Raw genomic sequence first — 16,325 nt, forward strand, 5'->3', positions numbered from 1 at the left:
CACCGATATCATAGAAAAAGTAATGGAAATTGACTTAAATGTGACTTAGTAGAAAATTACCCGATCATATTTGGTGGGAATGTTCAATTAAATCAGAGAAATATACATCAAGATTTTTCTACTTCACTGCTCTTAAACATCTCGCTAAATTGGTATTTATCAATGGTGAACCATTGCTCAAAAACACAGATTTTCAAGGAAGTTTAATACCAAAAATTATCTTTTTATAACAGTCGAAGCAAAGGTTAGGACATCTCTAAATCCTGTTTGCGGAGCATTTCCCTATAAGAAAAATCCTTTGACAGTTTACTATTCCCTATTCCCTATTCCCTATTCACGCTTCGCGGAGCGCTATAAATATTAGGAGTTGTAGAAAGTATCAATAACCTAAAACAGTTAGGTAATAGAATTTTTAGCTTTTGCGAAGATTGTAGTTAATAATTAGCATAACATCAAGATGTTGCTCCAATTGCCCACAAAACTATAGGCAAAGTTAAAAAAGATAACAGAGTTGATACTACTACAACCTTAGAAGTTATTGTCACATCCCCACCAAATTCACTAACCATTAAAAAAGAAGTTAAAGCGCATGGCATCGCACTTTGTAAAACTAATACTTGTAAATCAAGCATTTCCAAATTCAGAACTTTACCAACCAAATAAGCAACAAATGCTCCTCCCAACAAACGGAGCAAACTAGCACCTAACTCATAAGTACCTAGTTGAAAACGATTCTTAGATATTTGTATTCCCATCAATAATAAAGAAATTGGAATTGTAGCTCCTCTTAAAAGGTGTAAACCATCATCCAATTTCAGAGGTAATTCAATACCCAATATATTCAGAGTTAAACCTAAAATCATTCCCCAAATTATGGGCAGTTTTAGAGTAAAAATAATACCAGACCGAAACCCTCCTCCTTTGATAATAGCAGGCATTGTACTAAACACAATTATATTCCATGATATTAAATAAATTACAGCTCTTTCTAACCCTACTTCTCCTAATGCAAATAAAATTACAGGTAACCCCATATTTCCAGAATTAGGTAAAGCTGTAGTTGCCAATAAACTTTTGTGTAGAGACTCTGAAAAACCTAATCTTTTTCCTATTCCCCAAGAAATTAAACAGAGTAAAAGATAAGTTAACCCAAATGCTATAAATATCCCTATTGCTTCCTCAATACTAATAGTAGTTCGGTACATTATATCGGTTAATAATGCCGGAAATAAAACATACAAAGCTAGTTTAGAAAGTGTAGGTTCATCAATGGAAAAATTTTTGCCAAATATAAAACCAATGAAAACTATACACCCTACTGGAAAAACAGCAGATACAACCGAAAAGAAAATCTCAATCATAGTTAAACAAATTCTGAGTTAATCATTTGACAAAGTTATTTTTCAGATATTTCTTGCTTTTGAATTTCTCTTGCTACCTTTTGCACTTCATTAAAAACTATCATTAAGTTTCCACCCAAAATTTTTTGAATATCCTCTTCAGTATATCCCCATGCTACCAATTATTTTGTAATATTTGGCATTTCTCAAACATCATTCATTCCTAAAACTCCATGACCGCCATCTAAATTTGAAACAATACCAACATGATTGATACCCATAACTTTTACCATATAATCTATATGGTTTACTATATTATAGTAATCCTAAATAGGTCGTAACAATTCACATAGACTAGAAATAAACTCCAAAACTCTTACCCATTGCCCATTGCCTATTCCTCCCATACCAAAAATAAAGCAGAATTTTTGCCACGAATATGCGGAGGATTGCTATAGCAACAGTAGGTTGATTTTTAGGATATTTGTCATTAATTTGACGATATTTTTCTTTTAGTTATTCTATTTTTTATAGGTTTAGTTTTTCCTTTATAAAAGCACTTATTTCTTTTTCAATTGTTTTTATTGCTTTTTTTCTTTCTGGTGTCTGGGGTGGTTTTTTAATAATCAAAAATACACACTTGTACAACCCCACCATTCTCTTTAACAGCTTTTAACATTTCATCACTCATATTTCGAGGATGATTTTCTAGCGATCTAGCACTAGGGAGAGAACTTCACATTCCTATCCTTTGAGTTCCAACCATGTCTCAATTTCTAGAAGCGATCGCCATCCACAACCCAAATCTTCATTCTCTAAAGCTCCCAAAAAATCCAAAGATATGAATCTTGCATTTACCCAAAAAATCTGATACAATTTATTTTAATGGGGTTTTGCGTCTATACGCATGACTATATATTCAACGCAATAAAAAGATTTTTCAGAAGTCAACAGACTTCTGACCTTAACTATAAAGCGATGCCCTACATCATTTTATCCAACCTATCAATACGCTTCAAAAGTCGTATAAAAGCAAACCCCATTACCACAACCAACAAAACCAACACCAAAGCCAAACCAGCGTGGTTACTAACATATAAAATAGTAGCCGACAAAGTAAAACCACTAATTAACAAAGCATAATTAGTACCCATTTGCACATTACTAACCCGCCGAACCAACCTATCCGTTTCTACCGCCCGAACCCGAACCCTAATATCCCCCTGCTCCAACTTATCAATTGCATCCTCAATACGACCAGGCAAACCCAAAGCAGTAGAACTAACCTGAGCTGCTTGACGACCAAGCTCATTAAAAATAGTATTTTGAGAATTTCCATCAGACATAAGCTCCATGGCAAACGGTTGTGCCACCTCCATAAAATTAAACTCCGGGTCTAAACCCTTACCAACCCCCTCCAAAGTAGAGAAAGCTCGCATCACAAAAGTAAAAGTTGCCGGAAAACGGAAAGGTTGGTCATAAGCAACCTCATACAGATCGTCACCAATAGCAGTAATTGACTGAGCTTCAAACGGCTTATCCATAAAATTATCCAACATATATTGGATAGAACGTCTCACCGGCCCCATATCTCCAGTAGGAGTCAAAGCACCCAAATCTATCAGAGACATAATCACCCTCTCAGCATCCTTTGAAGCAATCCCATAAAGAGTTCCCATAAGTTTTTCCCGGATGTTAGACTTAATTTGTCCCATCATCCCAAAATCATAGAAAATTAACCCCCCTTCTGGACTAACAGCAATATTACCCGGATGAGGGTCAGCATGGAAAAAGCCATCATTCAAAAGTTGTCGCAAGTAAGCTTCAGCACCCATTCTTGCCAAAGCCTTTCTATCTTGCCCTGATGCTTCCAGAGCTTCATAATTACTAATTTTGATACCAGGAACATATTCTAATGTCAGTACCCGTGGTGCTGAATAGCGCCAATAAACTCTAGGAACCCTTACCCAGTCACAGTTACGGAAATTCCGACGAAAAGTATCAGCGTTGCGACCTTCATTGAGATAATCTATTTCTAGCCAGAGAATTCGGCAACATTCTTCATAAATACCCAACCAGTCTCTACCACGGCCCCATTGGGGATGACTTTGAAAATAACGAGCTATCCCTTTGAGAATAGTCAAATCAATTTGGAATAGTTTTTTTAGTCCTGGCCTTTGTATTTTGACTACTACATCTTCACCAGAGTGGAGTTGTGCCCTATGAACTTGACCTAAACTAGCTGCAGCTAAAGGAACTGGGTCAAAACTCAGATATAATTCATCTATCTTTTTTCCCAAATCCTCTTGTACGATTATTTCAACTTGTTCATAGTTAAAAGCAGGGACTCGATCTTGAAGCTTAGAAAGTTCTTCAACATATTCGGAGGGAAATAAGTCAGCACGGGTGGAGAATAGCTGCCCCAACTTGATAAAGGTTGGGCCTAACTCTAGCATTGTCTCTCGTACCCAAATAGCTTGTTTTCGCCGTCTAAGATTTTTCTTTTCTTCTGTTATTCCCCCCCGGTAGCTCCAATCTTTTTTGTCTACCCAAAGCCAAGTTAGCCAAAGGAGAACGAAACTCCAAATATCAATGTAACGACGCTGACGAGAGTAATTTTCTCTGTTCCAGCGATAAGCTTTCTGACTATAGGGTTTACTGGGGGCTTTAGTCATTGGGCCTCCAGTTGTATAGTTAGCTTGTTCCTTATGGTTAATAATGTCATCAAGGAGAACGGACACAGTAGCAGTATTTTATAATTTGTGATATTATTAAGGGTTTAGCTCATGGTAATATGTAATGAGCTTGGGATAGTTTTTAACATTTAGGGTTAGAAGTCCCGTGCTTTATCTATTGATTCAGCGCTGGGATGAAAACCCTCTGATAGTATACTGAATTAATACAGAAAGAGGAGTTGACTTAACAAATAAAATATATTAAGTAACTCCTTCACTGCTTAAAGAATTTCGTATTGTCCTTCCAGGCCAACATCAAAAATATATCAAGAAGAACTACTACGATATTTCTGCAATTCGGACCTGACTTGAGCTACCTCAGCCCTTAGATCGTCTATTATGGCTTGTAGGTCTTTAGGCTGAGAGTCTAATTCGTCAGAGTTACTATTAGTATTGGTGTTATTTCCTGATTGAGCTTCTCTATCTGCTTTTTCTGAAACTTGGTCAATAAAGCTGCGCAAGTTGTCTCTTTGTTCTGCATCAAATTTACCTAAACCACTGAGGGTATTGGTGATGCTATTTTCTAGTTGTTCATAGATTCCTTCTGCAATAGCTCTACCCAAAAAGAAAGCATGAATTGGTGATTTACTCATAATAAAATAGTTTATTTTGATAGTTTACCTGGTCAATATCAATTTAGATGTTTTTTAGCCGATCAGGCTTGTTTTTTCTGATTAAAAAACTGTCTATTGATGTTTGAGTTTGGTCAATTGAGACAGCCTTTTGTTAAATTTCACCAGATTCAAATTGAAATATATTTCACTCTCCACTCCTTTTCAAACATCTAACTACTTAATTTAATTTTTGTTTTGACTCCTTTTATTTTTGAAACCTAATTATCTCTGTTCGAGTAAATTGGATTCAAGAAGTGATTCTAATTGTAAAGTATTGTATCACATTATTTTATAAGTGTCAGGACTTACGCATAACCGCCATATCTAGTAGGGGCGATTTCCGTTTGTCATGCTCCTAATTACGCGGAAAGCGACAGCATTCGGAACGAAATCGCCCCTACAGATAGTCTATTATTTAATAATTTGCGTAAGTCCTGAGTGTTTTACCTAGTTACTTATTAAAGATGTCGATCTAATGGCGAATTACCTAATGTCTATACTATAGCTATAGTAATTGAGGTGGACTTTGATCTTCACCAGGAATAGCGTCCACCAGAGCTGCGATAATTTTAGGGAGTAGGGAAGAGAAAAAATAGAGTATCTCATTAATTAAGAAAACCTTTATATTTTTCTTATAGTTATTAGATAGTTAAGAAGCACTCCCTATTGCCAATATAAAATTTATAATTAGTGTAGTCAATAAGTTTGGTATTATACCAATTGCAAACAAAGAAGACTACAAAACGAAAAGCCAGAAATTTATTCTTAAAAATCACCTCTCTCCAATCGAATCAGCTACCTATTTATATCATTTTTTATCTTTTTTATTCGTTCTTTATTACCAAAAAATGAGGTCTAAAGCCTCCCCTTTTTGAGGGGATAAAAATAATATTTAATTCAGTATTTAAAGCCTCCGACTTTAGTCCGAGGTTCATTGATAACTGATAACTGATAACTGAAATGACCCATAATATTTTTCATAAAATTTCTCAAACTTGGTATTAGTAGGTTTGACTCAACTAATAAATCAAGTGTTGCTAAAAATATACTTTCAAAATATTAATTTATCTATAAAAAAATCAAATTAATAGTAGTCATCTGGGTACTGATTTTGCTGTTGATATTTTTGATATTGGTACTTGGGAGATAATGGTTGATAATCAGAAGGATAATATGATGTTTTTGGCAAATCAACTTTTACACTATTTTCATTAGAAGAATAATTGTAGGGAAATACTTGAGTTTTCATATCAGCAGAATAATTTGGATTTTCTGACCAAGAGTCATCCTGATTAGAGACTGATAAACTATTAGGAAAAAACTCATCCTGTTCAAAATATGGCTTAGGTAATTTATTTAATTTTGGTGGATTTATCGAGTAAGTTTTAACTGAAGGAGAACCAAAAAGAGGACTAGACGGGTCGTGATTTCGGAAAGTGTAATTTTGCTCTTGCTTGAGATTTTCTAATAAATTATTTGATGTCAAAGATGCTATTTTGTTATTATTTTTGGCATAGCTATAACGGAGAGTAAGATTAAAACCTATCCATCCAAAAGTTCCAGCAGTCAATACAAATAACAAAAAAATTGCCAATTGGAAAGAAAGTTGATTAATCCAGCTAAATTTATCAAAATAATTGATTCTAAAACCTTGCCAAGATCGGCTACACGTTTTTGGAGCCTTGCTCAAATCCCCCTTACCAAAACAACTTCTGACTTCCCCTCCCAGGAGGGGTGAGGGGTGGGTTGACTTCTGAATTCTGACTTCGTTAAGGTCTGTATCACTAGGACTAAAAAACTGAAAATTGTTGACTTCTATATTTTTTTTATTAACTGTTTGACTTTGGGCTTCATTAGTCAAATAATTACCTTTTTTCTGGTGAATACTTGATTCTGATTTTAGTTCCATCAATTTATCATTATTGTTAAATTTAGATGCAATCTCGGGCAAATAACTATTTTGTTTTTTTAACTTTAAAATATTTGACTCATTTAAAAGAATTCCCAACCAACTTTCTACCGTTTGAGGTCGTTTTTCAGCATCTATTTCTAATCCCATAAGAATAGTATTCTCAATACATGGAGTAAGATTAGGTTGAAAATCTTTTAGTTCTTTGGCAGAAAATTTAAGTGTTTGAGGAATAGCTTGAGAAAGCCTTAAAGCAGCAGGAGTCGGAGCATTACCAGTAAGTAAATAATATAATGTAGCTGTTAAAGCATAAATATCTGTTGCCGGGCCCAACTTTTGTTCTGGATTACATTGTTCTGGTGGTGAATATCCTACAGAAAACAAATTAGTATGAGTTTGCCTAATTCCAGGAGTTAAATCACAGGCCATGCCAAAATCAGTTAGTACAACTGTGTTACTTCCAGCTCGCCTAATAATATTCTTAGGTTGTATATCCCGATGTAGAAACCCATTTTTGTGAACTACTGAAAGAGCTGAGGCAATTTGGTGTATATAATGAGTCGCTTGCTTAGGATCGAGATTATGGCCAGACTGTATTAACTCAGCTAAATTTTGACCCGGTATATAGTCCATTACCATAAAGAAAAGCTGCTCTTCCTCAAAACAGTCCCATACTTTGACAATGTTGGGATGTCTAGAGTTAGCTAAAAGGTGAGCCTCAGCTATAAATTGATATTGAAATTTAGCAAAATCTTGATGCTGCCGTAGACTTTCATTGAGAGTTTTCAATACAACAATTTGGTTAAATTGATGATGAATAGCTCGGTAAGTTATACCAAAGCCTCCTTGACCTAAAATACTATCAATAGTATATTTTCCTTTTTGAAGGACAACTCCTGCCTTGAGGTTCATAAAAACTAATTTTGATAAAAGCATTACTGGTCAGAATACAACAAGATTTTTTTAGTTGATTCTGTTCGATTGATTATAGATGAAGTTCCTAACATTGGAAAATTTTAGATATTATACGCGCTAGGGAATAGGGAATAGGGAATAGGGAATAGTAAACTGTCAAAGGTTTTCAGGATTTACAAATGTCCGCGCCTTTTGCTTCGACTGCTATATCAGGTTCATTTCAGTTATTTCAGTTATTAGTTATTAGTTATTAGTACCTCCAGTAATATACAGGCGAAGAAAATCAGAAACTCTTTTTTTCTCCCTTTTAGTGGGCAAGCTATTAACCTAATTTCTTGGTTAAAGAAAGTGGTTAACTAGCTATCAGCTAGTCTCCTGGATTGTAACTGCATTGCATTGTTTCCTGTCGCTCCGCGTTTCATGTCGGCGATAGCCGAAAATAGCTTTTATAGCTCTAGGTTAAAATCTCCAGCAACCTGAAGCACGGGATGCTTGAGTCGGAGTTGAAATCTCTTTTCTGTTCTAGAATGCTCTGGAAACTAGAGCGTCTCAAAAAAAATTCTGCTATTGCTGAGTCCTGAATATTTTTTTTAAGCAGTAGTCTGAAAGATCCGAATCAGGTAATCTAACTCAGTAAGTATTTAAAGATTGTCGATTGTCAAAAACGAAAATCAATAAAATAAAATATTAATGAGGGAAAAAAAATCTGAGTCTACACTTAGTCCAATTGTCAAAAATGTGGTGCTAGGTTTACCAGTACATTGTATAGATGACTATCCTGGTTACTTACTTTCTCAATTAGAGGCAGGAGTGGGAACTCATGTAGTAACACTGAATGCCGAAATGGTAATGCAGGCTGAGAAAAATTCTGTCTTGGCTGAGATAATTCGTCGGGCTGAATTGGTAGTTCCTGATGGAGCTGGGGTGGTTTTATACTTAAGGCTTAAGGGTAAATCTATAGGGCGTTGTCCTGGTATTGAATTAGCAGAAAGTCTTTTGTGCCAAGTACCGAAACAGAATCCACAGAATTTAGTATTTTTCTATGGAGGAAAACCAGGGGTAGCTATGAAAGCTGCTGAAATTTGGCAAGAAAAGGTGCCAGAGTTAGCCATTGCTTGTCAGCATGGTTATCTATCTCTAGCAGAGGAGAAGCAACTTTTACAGACTTTTGGACAATTACAGCCAAGATTAATATTTGTGGGTTTAGGAGTACCCCGTCAAGAGTTATGGATTGCAGAGAATAAACATATTTGTCCTCAGGCAATTTGGATTGGTATTGGTGGTAGTTTGGATATATGGGCTGGTGTGAAGGAAAGAGCGCCTGCTTGGTTTTGTAACAATTCTTTGGAGTGGTTGTATCGACTTTATCAGGAGCCTTGGCGCTGGCGACGAATGTTGGCTCTACCACAATTTGCTTGGAAAACTTTGATGGACATTAAATTTTAAGACAAATATCTCAAGCCTCCCCTTTTAAGCTATCCCTGATCAGGAACTCTTGAAAACTTTGTAGGGAGGGTGGATCAATAATTAATAATTAATAATTAATAATTAATAATTAGGGTTTGCTGATTAAATCTTAAAGCATGGATAGATCAAGGTTTTAGCCGATAATGGTCTTTCATGCATTACAAGGTTTTTGCTACGCAAGAGCTGCATAAAGTTAGGATGAAAGGGTTGACTATTGGCAGAAAAATCACGAATTAAATTCTTCCTTCTGTCTCCTCGCTCATTCGTTACTTCTCCTGTCTCAAGTCTCGAGTATCCTGACTCCTACCCGAACCCATGCATACTTTTTCAGCAAACCATAATTAATAACTGGAGAGTACAAAGTTATTCTAAAAAAAGATTTGCTTATCTGACTGAAATTCTTACTGGAAAAGGGTTGCATAGTCTACAGCTATGACGGGAGAGTTTCTCACCTTGATAACCCTGAAAGCCTTAGCTAGCAATAGTTATTTCAAGAACTTTGCACTGTCTAGTTAATAATTAATAATTAATTATTACCTCTTCTTTTTAAGAAGAGGATTTGTCTATAGTTCTCAAAAAAAATGTACTTTTCAATATACTTTTCTCAGGCAAAAGCCGAACCAAGGCGTATTCATAATTTGTCTATAATGCCCAAGTTTTATGTTAAGAAAGGTGTTGATAAAGCATAGCCTTTTCAGGGGATGAGAAAATATTTGATTTAGTATTTTAAGGCTGTGGCTTTAGTGTTCGATACTGACAAGTGAAATGACATCTACTAATAATACTTTGATTAATTATTTATAGCAGTTGTCAGGGCGATTTAAGATATTCCCTCCTCTCAAATTTAGTCACAGTTAGAATGTAAATTCTGACTTCTGACTTCTGACCTCTAACTTCAGCTATAAAAGTTAATCCCTATTTAACAAAAAAAGGAGTAAATAAGTAATGAATTTTGAAAATGAATATCAACAATGCTTAGAAAAATTAAACTGGGCAACTAAACAACTACAGGTGGAAGTTGAACCTGAAAAACTAGCTGAAATTGCTGAATTAATTGTGCAAACAATGACAGGCCCTTGGCGTTATTTTCATACTCCAAATCATATTTTTGAGGTCGGAGGTTCCGAAGATGCGATTGAAGTATTAGCTGCTTTATTTCACGATTTAGTTTATGTACAAGTAGATCATAGTGTGAATTTTAATCTGAGTTATTATATTGCTCCTTATATTCAAGAGAGGAATGGAAAGTTAAAAATTAGGGAAAAAAATGAATTACCTAATGATTGGACTTTTGAAATGGTAGCATCTATTTTTGGTTTTGTTGCTGGTCAGGTTTTATTACCTTTTGGCGGGCAAAATGAGTTTATGAGTGCCATAGTTGCTGCTAAGGTTATGGAATTATTTCTCAGACCTCAACATCTGTTTAAAATTACTGCTTGTATTGAAGCAACTATTCCATTTAAACCAAATTTTGAAGATGGATTAACCGTAACTGAACATCTCTATCAAAAACTAAAGGAAACTAATACTAAATTGAACTTTAATATTAGTAATGCCGAACTCTATGAAACAGTCAAAAAATCTGTTAGATTATCTAATCGAGATGTTAGTGGCTTTGGTTCTCCTAGTTCAATTTTTCTAGATAATACTTGGAATTTATTGCCAGAAACTAACCATAATTTAACTAATGGAAATTCTTATACAGTTTGTGAATATCGCATTGCTTTAGAAAAAACAGAAGGATTTATTAACTATTTGAACCCCAACTTTATTTTCCGTAAATTTGATGGCGAACCCAACGATAAAAGTTATAAAATCTGGATTGAGCAAGCAAAAAAGAATATTGAAGTTGCTAAAATTTATCTAGGAAGTAAAATTTTTACTATGGCTTTTATAGAAGCATTATCTATGCGGATGGGAATGAATATACCTCTATCAACGATGGTGGGAGAGTTGCCAAGTAAAGGGTGTATTCCTGCTCATTTGGAGGATTTTTTACCAGAGATTTATAATCCTTATAAATCTCAAAATCATTTGGAATGTGAAGCATTAACTTTGTTGGCAGAGGGGCGTAACAACAATGTAGCTTATGATATGAGAAATTCACCATTAACTACATTTATGGTCAGATATCTAGGATTTGATGAAATCAAAAAACAAAGAAAAAGAACTAATGATTTTTGCCAAAAAAAGATTTCTGCTGAAGAGTTTATTGATGGGTGTAACCAAAATTTAGTTAAGACGCTTGTTGAGGGAATTTTAGATTTATTTGAAAGTCGGAAGCAAGCAATCTGTGGTGTCAAGAAAGAGAAATTTATCAGGCTGAGTTGTTATCAAAATCACTAATGTTTTTCAAGGGATATTCAAAAACAAGAAACTCAAAATTTAGCTTAAAATATACTTTGATAATATTTTCCTTTTAATTGGAAAATATACTATATTTTTTGGTAAAGTATAATTTTTGTAAGCATTGCAGGTATTACCCTTAAGCTTTTCCTTGGTAATAAGTAATATCATTTTGATAAATGTTTGCTACAAATACCTAGGGAATTTTTTAGGAGTCAGGAGTCAGGAGTCAGAATAAATGACTCCAACACCATTTTTTAGTCGAAAATCATCTTTTTTATTAAAGTGGGAACTCCTGTAAAATCTTTTTCTCTCCATTTCTATTCGTAACATTCTTTTTTCAAATTGGTATTGTAAAGTTTTATTAATTTTATGGAAAAACATAGAAAAAAAACTAAAAATATCTTAGACTGGGATTAGTTAAATTCCCATAAATAGGTTTATGAATGAAATTATCTGATTATGCAAAATCTTTAGGAGTTTGTTACAAGACGGCTTGGAATATGTGGAAACGGGGAGAGTTAGATGCTTATCAACTACCCAGTGGAACAATTATTGTTAAGAACAATATCAACTCCTCTCAATGTAAATTTGTTAAAGTAGCGATTTATTGTAGAGTTTCTAGTGCAGAAAACAAGGCTAATCTTGAATCTCAAGCTGAAAGACTACTTAATTATTGCTGTGCAAAAGGTTATTCTGTTGTCAGGGTTGTTAAAGAGGTAGGTAGTGGGGTAAATGACAATAGACGAAAGCTTGTCAAGCTATTACAGGAAAATGATTATGACTTGATAGTTTGTGAACATAAAGATAGATTAAGTAGAGTGGGCTTTAATTATTTGAAAGTTCTCTTAACACAAACAAATAGAGACATTGAAGTAGTTAATTTAGCCTCAGAAGAAACTGATGATCTAATGGAGGATTTTGTGTCTATAATCACATCTTTTTGTGCTCGGCTTTATGGAATCAGAAGAAGAACAAGGAAAACAGAACAGATCGTTAAATGTTTAAAAGAGGGATAATACCTCTGCCTGTTTGCGCAGCATTCCGCAGGAAAGTCAGAGGATTCAAAAAAATCATCATTTTTTTAATTTTTATTGATGAATGAAGAGGCTTTAAACCTTCATCTTCGGGCTTGATTTTACTTATTACTTCTTACTTCTTACTCCTTACTCCTTACTCCTTACTCATTACTCATTACTTATTACTTCTTACTTAATTAAGCCCGAAGGACTTTTAGTAATCTAGGCAATATTTATTATGCTTTATAAAATTATCAACAACAACTTTTAGCGATCGCTATTTAATTTCTAGATCGATCTAGTATTTAACAAGCCTACTCTACTTTATGCATAGCTTATCATGGTTCGGGAAATTTGTCGCTGGCCAAAGAATGTTATCAAGAGCAGTTGGCTATTTCCCATAAATAGGAAAAACTGCTATAACAATTAATAATATAGCCGATAAAATTTGTATTTCTATGACTGGTATTGAAGGATTATGGCCTCACAATATTAGCCCCAATAAACTCGCCGTGTTGGAAAGAAAATTGGAGCTTTGGTTGCGATCGCAGAATTTTAACTCAGAGTTAAGTTCTGATTCATTACAATATAAATCTCCAGAGGAGTTGCAAGGTTTAATGTTATCTGCAACTGCTGCTGGATGTGATTTTTCAGAGTTTAGGATAATCAGCAAAAATGTAGTTGAGGCAAATACAGAAGATTTATTGGACTTAGCAAATATTGCCGATCTAAATCCTGCTCAAGATTTTGCTGGTGCTAAGTTATTAGGTGTTAATTTATGTGGTCTTGATTTGAGTGGGGCAAATCTATCTGCTGCTTATTTAAGAGGTGCAGATTTAAGTGATGCAGATTTGAGTGAAGCTAATCTTAGTAAAGTCAATTTGGGTGGTGCTGATTTGAGTGGTGCGTTTTTAAGTAATGCGAATTTAACTGATGCAAACTTGCACCGTGTTAGTCTAGCTTTGGCTAATTTAAGTGGTGCGAATTTAAGTGGTGCGAATTTAAGTAATGCGAATTTAAGTAATGCGAATTTAAGTGATGCGAATTTAAGTGATGCGAATTTAAGTGATGCAGATATAACTCAAGCTGGATTAGCATTAACAAATTTAAAAGGAGCTAATTTTCAAAATACAAAAGTAGAGAAAGCTAGGTTATGGCATGATGCTGGTTTATCTGAAGAAATGAAACAAGATTTAATTAGTCGAGGAGCAGTATTTGAGTATGGTTAATTCGAAAAAAAATTCAGGAATTAATAAATTATTGTCAACAATAAATCAGGTAATGGGTTTGTTATGAATAGCTAAAGTTAGATGATATGCTGTTATTAATATTTATTTTCCTAGGGGTTTTTCATGGAAAGTGAAAACATAAATTTTGCTTTATGATATTTTTTTGAATTCTAAATTCGCGCATTCTAAAGTTAAAAAATTTTGGTTCATTCCTTAATTTCAATAATTGTTTAATTAAGGATTTAAGCCTCGTTCGTACAACCACGAAAAAATCAAAAATATTTTCCTTATTTCAAATCTCTGAGTTTCCTGGGGAATGCTGCGGAAACAGGCAGAGGTTATAATGAGCGAATTAATAATTTTGAATTGATTTGACTTTAAGTCAAAGCATTTGTAGTTGATATAAATAAAAACTTAAGCATTCAGTCGTCAGCTAACAGCTATTAGCTTTATTACCTTGAAAATAGGAAAAAGCAATTAAGAGGCTCCAAAGAATTAAAAATTACTGTAAAAGTCCATTAATTAACCTTAATAGTCTATCAAGCTACATTGATTCATTTTTATTGCTGAGAGCTGACTGCTAATAGCTGAATGCTTACATAAAAACTGCTATATTGTTAGACAATTTTTTGGTGGTTAATAGTTGTGTATTTTTGCCTCCCCCGACCCCCTCAAATAATACGAATTTGGGAAAATAATGTTACAAAACTGTGTTTATAAGCAACAAAAACAGACAACAAGCAACAAGAAAATTGTAGCAAATATTTATCCAGATGATATAACATTTTATTTAAAATCTTAAGGAGCAGGTAGCTATATATGGCTAACCAAGAATCACTTGATAAACTACAGAAACTAATTCAAGGTACTACTAATCAAACAATCAATAATGCGGAGCAAACTAGCAATCAAAAATTGACTAACAATTTTTCTGGTGTCAATCTTGAGTCCGCTGACCTAAGTATGAGCGATCTAGATGATATTAATCTCAGTGAAACTATTCTCAGGGGTGCTTATTTACTTTGCGCTAATCTGAAAAGAACTAACTTTAGTAATAGCGACCTGAGTGATGCTAATCTAAGTGGGGCAATAATGTGGTTTGCTAACTTTAGTAAGGTAAATTTAAAAGGCGCAGACCTCAGAGGTACGAGTTTTAGAGGTGCTAACCTAAAGGGTGCTAATCTAGAAGGTGCTAATCTCTGGCGTAGTAATATTACAGATGCAGAGTTAATTCAAGGTAATCTTACTAATGCTAATTTAACTCGTGCTAATCTGAGAAATAGTAACCTCACAAATGCCAACTTCAGTTATGCAGAACTTAATGATGCTAACCTCAACGAAGCTAATCTTACAGGTGCTAATTTTAGTCATGCTAATTTGAGAGATGTTACTCTGAAAGATGCTAATCTAAAAGATGCTAATTTATCATATGTTAATCTTGTTGGAAGTCAATTGAACCGAGCTAATCTTGAAGGTGCTAATCTTGAGGGTGCTAATCTTTATTGTAGTAATTTTACCGATGCGAATCTTAATCACACAAAATTGAGGAATACTGACTTAAATCAGGTTAATTTAAGAGGGGTAAAAATTAATCATGGAACAGAATTAGATAATAAGTGGTATCTTGTTTGGGATCTTGTTAATCATGGTGCTTATGGGAGAAATTTAAGTGGGGTTAACCTGGAAAATGCCGATCTTAAGGGTGCAAATATAGGCTCTGCTAATTTAACTAATGCTAATTTAAAATCTGCTAATCTCAGATATGCTAACCTCAGTAATGCTAATCTCACTAATATTCAATTAAGTAATGCTAATCTAACGGATATTAATTTAATTAAAGCCAATTTATATAATGCTAATATGCAAGGGGCTAACCTAAGCAATACTTTATTGTTTAATTCTATTATGACAGGTGCTTTATTGAATCAAGCTAAACTGCTAAAAGCTCAGTTGTGTGATGCGGAATTATCAAATGCAAATTTAATGATGGCAAATTTAATGAATGCTAACTTGAAAAATGCTAAGTTATTAGGAGCTGATTTAAGAAAAATCAATCTAGAAGGTGCAGAGTTAGATGGTGCGATATTTGGTAATAATATAGGAATTTCTGAAGCAATGAAGCAGGAATTAATTAAACGTGGGGCTGTTTTTCAAGGATAAATATTAGATCCATAAAAAGGGAATAGGCAATAGGCAATAGGGGGAATTAATTAATTATTTATGTACGATTTTTAATTTAATTTTTGATGGTTTGAGATATCTATTATACCATGGATGAAAAAAGAATGTTACGAATAGTTTGGTCATTTCAGTTATCAGTTATCAGTTATCAGTACCTCTAGGTCATAGGGAGGCTTGATAATATTGAATTTTCTTTTTTTCCCCCTTTAAATGCTATGCTTTACCGAAAAATTTTGGTTTAAAGCCTCCCCTTGGATAGGGGACAATAAATAAAAATTTTCATGGTTAGTCAATCCTATCAGTTTCAAGGAGAGGTAATTATTAATTATTCATTATTAATTATTCATTGTTGAACCACATCTTTCTTAACATAAAACTTAGGCATTATTGACAAGTTATGGGTAAGTCTTGGTTCGGCTTTTTCGGGAGAAAAATGTATTGAATTAGACACGCTTGAGTGAAGACTGTAGACAGAATTATTCCTCCCCCTCCTCCCCCTCCTCTCCCTCCTCTCCCTCCTCCCCATCCTCCCCATCCTCTCCCTCCTCCCCATCCTCCCCATCCTCCCCC

Annotated in this window: 13 protein-coding genes and 1 pseudogene; 5 read left to right on the forward strand and 9 right to left on the reverse strand. The window is 34.2% G+C overall.

The genetic code is table 11. The features are described 5' to 3' along the window. Nucleotides 1-452: 452 nt before the first annotated feature. The 8 genes and pseudogenes from F6K40_RS31625 to F6K40_RS31650 form a co-directional block, all read right to left on the reverse strand. On the reverse strand, nt 453-1,361 hold the full coding sequence (locus F6K40_RS31625; protein ID WP_293141770.1) for an AEC family transporter: 909 nt from the start codon (nt 1,359-1,361) through the stop codon (nt 453-455). A gap of 35 nt (nt 1,362-1,396) precedes the next feature. Further along, nucleotides 1,397-1,522, reverse strand: coding sequence for a hypothetical protein (locus F6K40_RS31630; protein ID WP_293141771.1), 126 nt, complete (start codon nt 1,520-1,522; stop codon nt 1,397-1,399). Nucleotides 1,523-1,546: 24 nt separating this feature from the next. Further along, nucleotides 1,547-1,654: a membrane dipeptidase gene (locus tag F6K40_RS41145; protein ID WP_365673475.1), complete on the reverse strand. Its 108-nt coding sequence runs from the start codon at nt 1,652-1,654 to the stop codon at nt 1,547-1,549. Between the two features lie 305 nt (nt 1,655-1,959). After that, nucleotides 1,960-2,052: pseudogene (locus F6K40_RS41150) on the reverse strand (membrane dipeptidase); the annotation flags it as partial. Between the two features lie 32 nt (nt 2,053-2,084). Beyond that, nucleotides 2,085-2,216 carry a hypothetical protein gene (locus tag F6K40_RS31635; RefSeq protein WP_293141773.1) on the reverse strand — a complete coding sequence of 44 codons (132 nt, stop codon included), beginning with the start codon at nt 2,214-2,216 and terminating at the stop codon, nt 2,085-2,087. Between the two features lie 107 nt (nt 2,217-2,323). Further along, nucleotides 2,324-4,081 (reverse strand): ABC1 kinase family protein, encoded by a 1,758-nt coding sequence (locus F6K40_RS31640; protein ID WP_375340609.1) that lies wholly within the window; start codon nt 4,079-4,081, stop codon nt 2,324-2,326. 260 nt (nt 4,082-4,341) lie between these two features. Continuing rightward, a complete protein-coding gene (locus tag F6K40_RS31645) occupies nt 4,342-4,668 on the reverse strand; it encodes a DUF6825 family protein (RefSeq protein ID WP_293141777.1) in 327 nt (108 codons plus the stop codon). A 1,105-nt stretch (nt 4,669-5,773) separates the two neighbouring features. Next, entirely contained in the window at nt 5,774-7,534 is a 1,761-nt protein-coding gene (locus tag F6K40_RS31650) for a serine/threonine protein kinase (RefSeq protein WP_293141779.1), read from the reverse strand. Nucleotides 7,535-8,203: 669 nt separating this feature from the next. Here F6K40_RS31650 and F6K40_RS31655 point away from each other — a divergent pair. The 5 genes from F6K40_RS31655 to F6K40_RS31675 all read left to right on the forward strand — a co-directional run bounded on the left by F6K40_RS31655 (nt 8,204) and on the right by F6K40_RS31675 (nt 15,734). Further along, nucleotides 8,204-8,959: a WecB/TagA/CpsF family glycosyltransferase gene (locus F6K40_RS31655; protein ID WP_293141781.1), complete on the forward strand. Its 756-nt coding sequence runs from the start codon at nt 8,204-8,206 to the stop codon at nt 8,957-8,959. Between the two features lie 966 nt (nt 8,960-9,925). Continuing rightward, the gene (locus F6K40_RS31660) at nt 9,926-11,326 is read left to right on the forward strand and encodes a hypothetical protein (RefSeq protein ID WP_293141783.1); all 1,401 of its coding nucleotides are present in this window, start codon (nt 9,926-9,928) and stop codon (nt 11,324-11,326) included. A 446-nt stretch (nt 11,327-11,772) separates the two neighbouring features. Further along, a complete protein-coding gene (locus F6K40_RS31665; RefSeq protein WP_293141785.1) occupies nt 11,773-12,345 on the forward strand; it encodes an IS607 family transposase in 573 nt (190 codons plus the stop codon). Between the two features lie 458 nt (nt 12,346-12,803). After that, entirely contained in the window at nt 12,804-13,574 is a 771-nt protein-coding gene (locus tag F6K40_RS31670) for a pentapeptide repeat-containing protein (RefSeq protein WP_293141787.1), read from the forward strand. Nucleotides 13,575-14,393: 819 nt separating this feature from the next. Further along, nucleotides 14,394-15,734 (forward strand): pentapeptide repeat-containing protein, encoded by a 1,341-nt coding sequence (locus F6K40_RS31675; RefSeq protein WP_293141789.1) that lies wholly within the window; start codon nt 14,394-14,396, stop codon nt 15,732-15,734. A 364-nt stretch (nt 15,735-16,098) separates the two neighbouring features. On the opposite strand, the gene F6K40_RS31680 is transcribed toward F6K40_RS31675, so the two are convergent. Next, on the reverse strand, nt 16,099-16,325 hold a 227-nt coding region (locus F6K40_RS31680), incomplete at its 5' end, for a hypothetical protein (protein WP_293141791.1).

The sequence above is a fragment of the Okeania sp. SIO3I5 genome, from assembly GCF_010672085.1.
Lineage (GTDB): Bacteria > Cyanobacteriota > Cyanobacteriia > Cyanobacteriales > Microcoleaceae > Trichodesmium.

What these genes read in the sequence shown, in the direction of transcription:
- F6K40_RS31645 (WP_293141777.1), bottom strand. Translation starts at nt 4,668, where the DNA reads ATGAGTAAATCACCAATTCATGCTTTCTTTTTGGGTAGAGCTATTGCA.
- F6K40_RS31660 (WP_293141783.1), top strand. Translation starts at nt 9,926, where the DNA reads ATGAATTTTGAAAATGAATATCAACAATGCTTAGAAAAATTAAACTGG.
- F6K40_RS31675 (WP_293141789.1), top strand. Translation starts at nt 14,394, where the DNA reads ATGGCTAACCAAGAATCACTTGATAAACTACAGAAACTAATTCAAGGT.
- F6K40_RS31650 (WP_293141779.1), bottom strand. Translation starts at nt 7,534, where the DNA reads ATGCTTTTATCAAAATTAGTTTTTATGAACCTCAAGGCAGGAGTTGTC.
- F6K40_RS31665 (WP_293141785.1), top strand. Translation starts at nt 11,773, where the DNA reads ATGAAATTATCTGATTATGCAAAATCTTTAGGAGTTTGTTACAAGACG.
- F6K40_RS31625 (WP_293141770.1), bottom strand. Translation starts at nt 1,361, where the DNA reads ATGATTGAGATTTTCTTTTCGGTTGTATCTGCTGTTTTTCCAGTAGGG.
- F6K40_RS31655 (WP_293141781.1), top strand. Translation starts at nt 8,204, where the DNA reads ATGAGGGAAAAAAAATCTGAGTCTACACTTAGTCCAATTGTCAAAAAT.
- F6K40_RS31670 (WP_293141787.1), top strand. Translation starts at nt 12,804, where the DNA reads ATGACTGGTATTGAAGGATTATGGCCTCACAATATTAGCCCCAATAAA.